Source organism: Propionicimonas sp., assembly GCF_034927565.1.
GTDB lineage: Bacteria > Actinomycetota > Actinomycetes > Propionibacteriales > Propionibacteriaceae > Propionicimonas.
Genome location: NZ_JAYFPT010000105.1, coordinates 19,069 through 27,104, shown reverse-complemented (window position 1 = coordinate 27,104; position 8,036 = coordinate 19,069). Strand labels below are relative to the sequence as shown.

Below are 8,036 nucleotides of genomic sequence, written 5' to 3'. Positions count from 1 at the left end.
CCGCTGGCTCGTTCGCCGTTCCAGTGCGCTCCCGGCAGTTGGGCGGGGAGCATCAGCCCAGCCTCGCAGGGCTGTGACGGGCTTGCCTCTGCCGGCTGCCAACAGCCAGGCCGAGCGCCGTGGTAGCGAGGACGGCTGCGGCTGCCCAGTACCAGGCGAGCCAGTCGGAGGTGGTGCCGTAGATCTCCAGGACGCCGCTCAGACAGGCCCCGATCGTGGCGGTGGCGATCGCGGCGTGGTGGCAGAGCCTGGCCCAGTCGCGCCCCCGGCCGACGGGAACAGACGCGTGGCGGGTGAGCAGGGCTGCGATGGCGTACGGTACGGCGCCGGCCAGCAGCGGCCAGGCGAACAGCAGGACCATCCAGGCGGAGTAGACGCCGTGGGAGAAGTGCTCGTAGACCGCGGCGAACACTCCGCAGAACGCGGCGACCGCGAGGTAGGTCAGCGCTGTGCGTGAGTCGCGCGATCGCTGGTTGCCGGACGGCCCGGAGCGGGCCAGCGGACCGGAGGATGCGATCGGCGGGTACGGCAGGCCGACTGGATCAGAGGTAGACAATGTCGCTCACCTTTCGTTCGGATTCACGGTTGCCATTGGTGGTGGGGACGTTGACGATGTCGCCGGAGAACCACATGGTCGAGGAGCCACCGCCGTCGAGGTTGTAGGCAGTGGTCGCCCCGAGGCTGACCAGGAAGTCGGCGAGTTGGTCCAGGTTCAACCCTGCGGATTGATCGGTGCGCCCGTCCGCGACCACGAACAGGTAGTGCAGGGTGTCGATCTGGGCGATCGCCGTGCGCGGGTTGCTGGCCATGGCCTTGTCGACCTCGTCCCCGGCCTCGACGATGCTCTGGCCGTTCTCGACCAGCCCCGGCCCGAAGCTGAGGACGGTGACCGCGCCCTGGCTGACCAGGTCGGCCGCGGTGACGTAGCCCTCGCGGATGATCGAGAAGCTGCCGTCGGCGGAGATGACCAGGTCCTCCTGGTCTGCGGAGCTGGCCTGGTCGCGATACACCTGGCCGTTCGCCACGACATAGCCGGTGGTGCGTGCCCCATAGAAGGCGCCGTTGATCGCCAGCACGGCGCCGTTGGCGGTGGCGATGTCCGAGGTCGTGGCGGTGACATTGCGGCCATAGGTGTTCTCCGCGAATGCGGTGCGCAACGCCGAGGCATCGGTAAGCACCACGTCGGCGACGTGCACGTCGGTGTCATCGACGCGGAAGGTGGCCATGGTGATCGCCTTGGTCGCATCCGTGTAGCTGACGGGTTCGGATTCCGGGGTCAGGGTGGACGGGAAGCTGGCAGCGGTCGGCGACGCGGTCGATGGCGTACTACTTGACGCCGACGAGGCGGCGACCGTCGGCGTCGCCGCCGCCGCGGTGGCGTAGCGATGCGGGATGACGAAGGTATCGAGCAGGACGAACGCGGTGAACAGGGTCAGCACCAGGCTGAACAGGCCACCGACGATGCGGGAGGAGCGGGGGCGCCGGCCAGCGGTGTCGCTACTGCCAGCCGTGCCGGACTGCCGGCTGGGCCGATGCGAGGATTCGTGGCTACTCATGGCCGGCGTCCCGCCGCGGAGCGAAGATGAGATGGCGTTGCACGAGCCAGCTGACTACGAAGAAGGTCAGCTCGACCACGATCTTGGCCAGGTACGGGTTGAGCGCGAGGGCGCCGGTGAGCCAGCCGAGCACCGCGGTATTGGCGACCAGGATTCCGGCGGCCAGCAGGGCGTACTGGAGAGCGGTCGTGCCAGTACGTCCGCGGGAGTGGAAGACGTGCCGCTTGTTGATGGTGTAGTTGGCGGTGGCCGAGCCGATCCGGGCCAGGATGTTCGCCCAGAGCACCGCTGCGGGGGCGGTGAGCCAGCCGAGCACGGCGGTCAGCAGGGCGAACAGGCCGTAGTCGATCAGGAAGGACGCGATCGACGAGAGGCTGAAGGCGACCAGATCCCGACCGATCCGCAGTGAGTCGCGCAGGCCGCGGTAGTGGGAGACGGTGGCGTCGTCGTACACCGTGTCGATGCCGACCTCGCTGACCGGGATCCCCTGTTCGGCCAGCGCCAGCAGCATGTTCATCTCGTACTCGTAGCGTTGCCCCGGAATCTGGACCAGGGTCGGGATCAGGGAAGCCCGGAAGGCACGCAATCCGGTCTGAGTGTCGGACAGGCGCAGTCCGGTCATCAGCCGCAGCGCCAACCGGGTAACCGCGTGCCCGGCCCGGCTGCGCGCTGGCGTGCCGGGTCCGTCCTGTCTGGCCCCGAGGACCACCCGCCGGCGGCCAGCAGGGGAACTCGTCTGCGCGAACGTGGCCCGGCAGACCGCGGCGACGTCCCACGGACGGTGCTGGCCATCGGCATCGACGGTGATCACTACCGCATCGGCCGGGTAGCGCTCGCCGATCCACTCCAGGCCGGTGCGCAGCGCGGCTCCCTTGCCCAGGTTGACCCGGTGGTGTACCACCACCGCCTGGTCGGCGATGGCGGTGAAGATGGGTTCGGCTGCGGTCGAGCCGTCATCGACGACCACCACCGCGAAGCCCTGGTGGTTGAGGTCGGTGACCAGGCCGGGCAGGGTGTCGGTTGGCTGGTAGGCCGGCACCAGGGCGACGGCTGCAGCCGGCCAGACCGTGTTACCGGTGGGACGGCCTGCGAGCGATGGTGGGCTGATAGTGGGGCTGTGAACCGCTGTCATGCCCCCGAGTGTTGGTGGCCAGGCCTGCAATCAGATCGGGTGAGGTTGTGCGTCTGCTGTGAGGTTGCCGGGCAGGGGTGGACCTCAACCACCGCGGCACCGTCACAACCACGCACCCTGCCTGTGCTTGCGGGAGGCGGTGTGTCAGGATGGGGGCGGCGCCGCTGCGTGCCCCGGCAAGGAAGCAATGGTGAGGTTCGCCCCTGTCGGCGCGAATCGGCCAGGTGCGGCGCACGGTGGGAGCTTGGCGTCGGTTCCGGCGCGCGGCCGGGCGGGGGAGAGGAAGAGCTATGAAGAGGTTCGTCGTGGCGGCGGTGGGACTGGGCCTGCTGGTCAGCGGCTGTACCGCCGTCGTCCCCGCAGATGCGGCGCCGTCCCTGGCCGGCACCTCCTGGGTGGTCACCCAGCTGAACTCCGGCCCCACCCTGCCGGGGAATCGCCCGTCGATCAGCTTCGACGGTGAAGGACACGTGTCCGGCTCCGGGGGCTGCAACTCTTTCAGCGGTGCCTATCGCTCCTCGGGCGCCGCCCTCAGCTTTGATAGCGAACCGCTCGCGATGACCGCAATGGCCTGCACGGACGACGGCGTGATGGAACAGGAGGCGGCCGTCACGACGGCACTGACCGCGGTCGCCGGGATGCGCCGGGTGAGCACCGGGCTGGAACTGCTCGACAGTTTCGGCACGGTCGTGATGGGGCTGGAGCCCGTCCCGCCGGTCGCTGTGGAAGGTCCCACCTGGACGCTGACCGGCCTGGTCGAAGCTGACGCGGTCTCGTCGCCGGCGGCGGACGTGGCGGTGACGCTGTCCTTCGCCGAAGGTCGTCTCTCGGGGAAGGTCTGCAACACCTTCGGTGGTCCCTACACGCTGAAGGACGACACGATTTCGGTCGGTGGAATCATGTCCACCCGGATGTCCTGCCCCGGTGAGGGAGTGATGAAGCTGGAGAGCCAGGTGCTGGCGGTTCTCGGCGACGTGACGTCCGTCGAGCTTGTCCAGGGAGTGCACGCCAGGCTGACCCTGACGGCTCCGGACGGACGTGGGCTGACGTTCACCGCTGCCTGACCCGCGACACCGGGGCCCCAGCAGCGGCCAATCGCTCACGATGACACTGCTATCGAGGTGCGTCTGGAGGCAGGAGGTCAGGGAGAACCCGACGATCCGACCGGTGGTGCCGCGCCCGGGATTCGGCGGCCACGGACGGTCTCCTTCCCCACCGCGACGAGGCGTTCGGAGCCCCAGGAGACTATTCACGCGACGCATCATGAGCCAGACGTCTCACGGTTTGGGGTATGGTTGACAGCCCTGCGAAGTGTGCGAACACGGGCTGGCGCTGGCTACGGCTGCCGACGCAGGTTCGATCAGGGAGGCGACGTGCAGGAAACACCGGGGGCTCCGCTCAACGCCAGGGAGCGCCGCAAGGCGGACACCCGCCAGGAGATCATCGAGGCGGGGATCAAGGTCTTTCGCGAGAAGGGCTACGACGGCGCGAGCGTCGGCATGATCACCAAGGAGGCTCAAGTCAGCCGGGCGACGTTCTATCGACATTTCACTGATCTGGCGGAGCTGTCGATCGAGATCGGGACCTATCCGCTCCCCGACGTCTATGCGGCGCTGCGTGCGATGGCGAGGGCCACCACCCAAGCCGAGTTGCGGGCCGGTGTGGACGCGGCCGTGGATGCGTTCCGGCGCAAGAGCACCTATCTCGCTGTCGGGTTCCGTGCCAGCGTCAGCAGCGCCAGATTTCTGGAAGAGGACGTCCTGATCCGGGAGCGCTGCATCGCGATCTTCGCCGAAGAGACCCAGCAACGGCCCCAGCCCGAGCGTGCGCTGGCCGAACTGAGAATCGCCATGCTGGTGGATCAACTGCTCTACGTCTGCTACGAGTTCCTGGTGCGCGGCCGTCAGGCCTCGGTCGCAGACCTCACCGATGCGCTGACGAGCTTCTGGGCGGCGGAACTGCTGCTCCGCCGCCCAGTACCGCTCAGCTGATCGGTGCTGCTCCCGCCCGCTTCTTGTTCTTGATGGCGTCGCGGACCGTGGCGGCTACACCTTCGACGTCGAAACCGTAGTGGGTGTAGATACCCTCGGCGTAGCCAAGCACGGCGAACTCGTCAGGGATGCCGAGCTTGCGTACGATCCCTGACCGGCCGGTCGTGGCGATCGTCTCCGCCACCAGGCTGCCCAGGCCGCCGCGAACGTTGTGGTCCTCCACGGTGACGATGACGCCGGTTTCGTCGACCGCCTTGAGCACAGCCTCGGTGTCAAGGGGCTTGATGGTGTGCATGTCGAGGACGCGCACCGACAGGCCCTCCTGCGCCAGCAGTTGCGAGGCCTGCTGGCCGAGCCACACCCCGATCCCGGTGCCGACGACAGTCGCGTCCAAACCGTCGCGGACAAGGATCGACCTGCCGATCTGGTAGTCGTAGTCGGCTCCCTCGGGATACACCGCCGGCTCCTCGCCGCGCGCGACGCGAATGTAGATCGGGCCGGGGTACTCCAGCGATGCCTCCACCGCCTTCACCGCCTGCGCCGCGTCCGCCGGGGCGATCATGGTCATGTTCGGGATCGCGCTGACGATAGCGAAGTCACAAATGGCGTAGTGGGTTGGTCCGCCGCCGGCTGTGGTGCCGCCGTGGGTGGCAATGATCCGAACCGGCACGTCGTTGTACGCGACGTCGGTGTGCAGCTGATCGGTGGCACGCAGGGAGAGGAACGCGGAGAAGGTCTTGACGAACGGCATCTTGCCGGCCAGTCCCAGCCCGGTGGCAACGCCCAGCAAATCAGCTTCAGCGATACCGACGTCGACAATGCGCTCGCCGAACGCCGCCCTCGCCTCGGCAGGAGCGGTGCCCGCGGCGATCTCGTCGGAAGCAATGTAGACGATCTCATCGTGGGTCTTCATCAGATCAAGGATCTTCTTGGGCACGAGGTCGCGTGCATTGAGCATCCGGATAATCTCGTCGGTGCTGATGTTGACCCCGCCGCTGCTCATATTGTCTGCTTTGAGCATTTCTGCCTACCTCGCTGCCTTCTCCGCCAGTCCGCGATCGATCGAGTCGATCGCTTGAGCCAGCCGTTCATCGTTGATCATCCCCAGGTGCCACTTCCAGCGGGGTGCGTCCATCATGAAATCCACTCCATAGCCCTTGAGGGTGTTGGAGACGATCACAGTGGGTTTGCTGGTGGTGTCGACCGGGATGGCGGTGAGCTTCTCGAAGGTATCGACGACCTGACCCATATCGTTGCCATTGATCTCGGCGGCTTCCCATCCGAATGCCTCGAAGGCGGCGGAGATGTCGTAGTGCAGGTTCTCGTCGTACTCGAAAGCGACCGAACCGCGATTGTTGTCGACGATGCACACGAGATTGTTTATCTGATGCGAACCGGCATACATGATGGCCTCCCAGTTCGAACCTTCCTGGAGTTCGCCGTCGCCCACCATCACGTAGATGCGCGAGGCACGCTGATCGATTCGATTGGCGATCGCCATGCCGAGTCCCAGCGGCAAGCCGTGCCCCAGTGACCCGGTGGACGCCTCGATGCCACGGATGTACTTCCGGTTCGGGTGCATGCCGAACGGCTGTCCCGGCACGTTGTAGCCCTCGAAGATGTGGGTCCAGTCGTACAGGCCGAGGTCGGTCAGGATGTTGTAGAGCAGGACGCCGTTGTGCCCCTTGCTCAGGATGAACTTGTTGCGATCCGGATCATCCAGGCGTTCCGGATCGAAGCCCAGATACTTGTAGTAGAGCGCCACGGCCACGTCGGTGGCTGACAGCGGACCGCCGACGTGCATCGTGGTGCCGATGCGGTTGGCTGCCTCACAGATCCGTTTGCGGATATAGGCCGCCTTGCTCTGTAGGCTTTCGATGAGTTCGGCTCGTTCTTCGGTATTCATTTTCCTCCAGACAATATGCTGTGATCGGAGTCTGCCGTGGTTCAGGAGTGTTCCAGGGACCCGCTTTCCAGCAACTGCGAGACCATCTCGTGGTGGCTGTTGCGATCGATGCGGTACCAGAAGAATGGGATGGCGACGATCAAGGTCAACACGGCCGGCAGAATGGTCAACGACAGTGCGATCACGGCGAGAACACCTTCATTCTGTTGGGCATTGGGCAAGTAGCCGTAGGCTGCCAGCAGGAACCCCAGCACCGCAGGGCCAGCCGCCCCGCCCCACTTCATGGCCAGTGAGGTGAACGCATAGTTGAAGCCCTCGCTGCGAATTCCGGATTTGACCTCGCCGTATTCAACGGTGTCGGGCACCATGCCGTAGATCATGGTGAGCAGCACGCCGTAGCCGAGGCCGGCCAGGCCGCTGAAGACGAAGAACCAACCCATAGTGTCCGCGGCAGCCACGAAATAGCTGGCGACATACCACCCGACCTGCCACAGACAGGCGATGATGACCACACGGGCCTTGTTCCCGCTGGGGATCCACTTCAGCAGTACCGGTGCGAGCAGACTGCCCACCAGGCCGGTCATGTTGATGACCAGGTTGAACGGTCCGAATTGGCCCAGATCGCCGATGTTGTACTGGAAGAAGTAGGCCATCACCGCGATCCGGCCGTAGGCCAGGAAGCCGAAGAGGAAGAAGCCCAGTACGACGATCTGCAGCGGGCGGTTGTGGAGGACCGAACGCCACAGGTCCTTCATCTTGGGTGCGGCGACTCCTGCCTTCGGCTGGACGACCTCTCTGGTGCTGAGGAAGCAGATCACGAAGATGATGAACGCGACGATGCCGACGGTGGGCACGGTCATGACGTAGCCCTGCACCGCGCCGCCGGGTCCCTTGCTGAAGAATTCCAGCAGCGGAACCACGGCAAGACCGATCAACGCGTTGCCGACGGAGACCATGACGAAGCGCCAGCTTGCGAAGGACAACCGCTCGTCGGTATCCAGTGTCAGGACGGCATTGAGCGCACCGTAGGGCATGTTGGTGAAGGTGGAGGCGATCGCGGCGAGCGCGAAGGTCACGATCGCGTAGGCGATCTTGCCTGGCATCGCCCAATCGGGGTGTGCCCAGAACGTCAGCGTCAAGGTAATGATCATGGCCAGCGGGCCGGCAATGAGGTAGGGACGGTAGCGACCGAAGCGGGTGCGGGTGCGGTCGGCGATGCTGCCGGCGATCGGATCGACGATGGCATCGGCGAGCCGGATGATCAGCACGAAGGTGCTGACCGTCGCCGCCGGGATCAGAAAGACGTCAGTATAGAAGACCAGCAGAAAGGCGCTGACCACGTACCACATTCCGTTGTAGCCGATCTCACCGATCGCGTAGCCGAGCTTGCGCCAGATGGATGCCTTGGGCATGGAGACAGAGGTGTCCCTCGACATGGGTGTTCCTTCCTC

Annotated in this window: 8 protein-coding genes; 2 read left to right on the top strand and 6 right to left on the bottom strand. The window is 65.6% G+C overall.

The genetic code is table 11. From position 1 onward, the window contains the following. Positions 1 to 52: 52 nt before the first annotated feature. Genes VB080_RS14795 through VB080_RS14785 form a run of 3 tightly spaced genes read right to left on the bottom strand, consistent with a single transcriptional unit; the run spans position 53 to position 2,688 of the window. Positions 53 to 556 carry a hypothetical protein gene (locus tag VB080_RS14795; RefSeq protein ID WP_323419224.1) on the bottom strand — a complete coding sequence of 168 codons (504 nt, stop codon included), beginning with the start codon at positions 554 to 556 and terminating at the stop codon, positions 53 to 55. After that, positions 543 to 1,556, bottom strand: a complete 1,014-nt coding sequence (locus VB080_RS14790; RefSeq protein WP_323419223.1) for a phosphodiester glycosidase family protein — start codon at positions 1,554 to 1,556, stop codon at positions 543 to 545. The genes VB080_RS14795 and VB080_RS14790 overlap by 14 nt, the downstream gene beginning before the upstream one ends. Continuing rightward, a complete protein-coding gene (locus VB080_RS14785) occupies positions 1,549 to 2,688 on the bottom strand; it encodes a bifunctional glycosyltransferase family 2/GtrA family protein (RefSeq protein WP_323419222.1) in 1,140 nt (379 codons plus the stop codon). Before VB080_RS14785 ends, VB080_RS14790 begins: the two co-directional genes overlap by 8 nt. A gap of 290 nt (positions 2,689 to 2,978) precedes the next feature. On the opposite strand from VB080_RS14785, the gene VB080_RS14780 reads away from it, so the two are divergent. Next, positions 2,979 to 3,752, top strand: coding sequence for an META domain-containing protein (locus VB080_RS14780; RefSeq protein WP_323419221.1), 774 nt, complete (start codon positions 2,979 to 2,981; stop codon positions 3,750 to 3,752). Between the two features lie 309 nt (positions 3,753 to 4,061). Then, the gene (locus tag VB080_RS14775; protein ID WP_323419220.1) at positions 4,062 to 4,679 is read left to right on the top strand and encodes a TetR/AcrR family transcriptional regulator; all 618 of its coding nucleotides are present in this window, start codon (positions 4,062 to 4,064) and stop codon (positions 4,677 to 4,679) included. On the opposite strand, the gene VB080_RS14770 is transcribed toward VB080_RS14775, so the two are convergent. Genes VB080_RS14770 through VB080_RS14760 form a run of 3 tightly spaced genes read right to left on the bottom strand, consistent with a single transcriptional unit; the run spans position 4,672 to position 8,021 of the window. Continuing rightward, positions 4,672 to 5,700 (bottom strand): transketolase family protein, encoded by a 1,029-nt coding sequence (locus VB080_RS14770; protein WP_323419219.1) that lies wholly within the window; start codon positions 5,698 to 5,700, stop codon positions 4,672 to 4,674. The genes VB080_RS14775 and VB080_RS14770 overlap by 8 nt on opposite strands. Positions 5,701 to 5,706: 6 nt before the next feature. After that, positions 5,707 to 6,585, bottom strand: coding sequence for a transketolase (locus VB080_RS14765; RefSeq protein WP_323419218.1), 879 nt, complete (start codon positions 6,583 to 6,585; stop codon positions 5,707 to 5,709). 41 nt (positions 6,586 to 6,626) lie between these two features. Continuing rightward, entirely contained in the window at positions 6,627 to 8,021 is a 1,395-nt protein-coding gene (locus VB080_RS14760) for a glycoside-pentoside-hexuronide (GPH):cation symporter (protein ID WP_323419217.1), read from the bottom strand. Between the last annotated feature and the right edge of the window lie 15 nt (positions 8,022 to 8,036).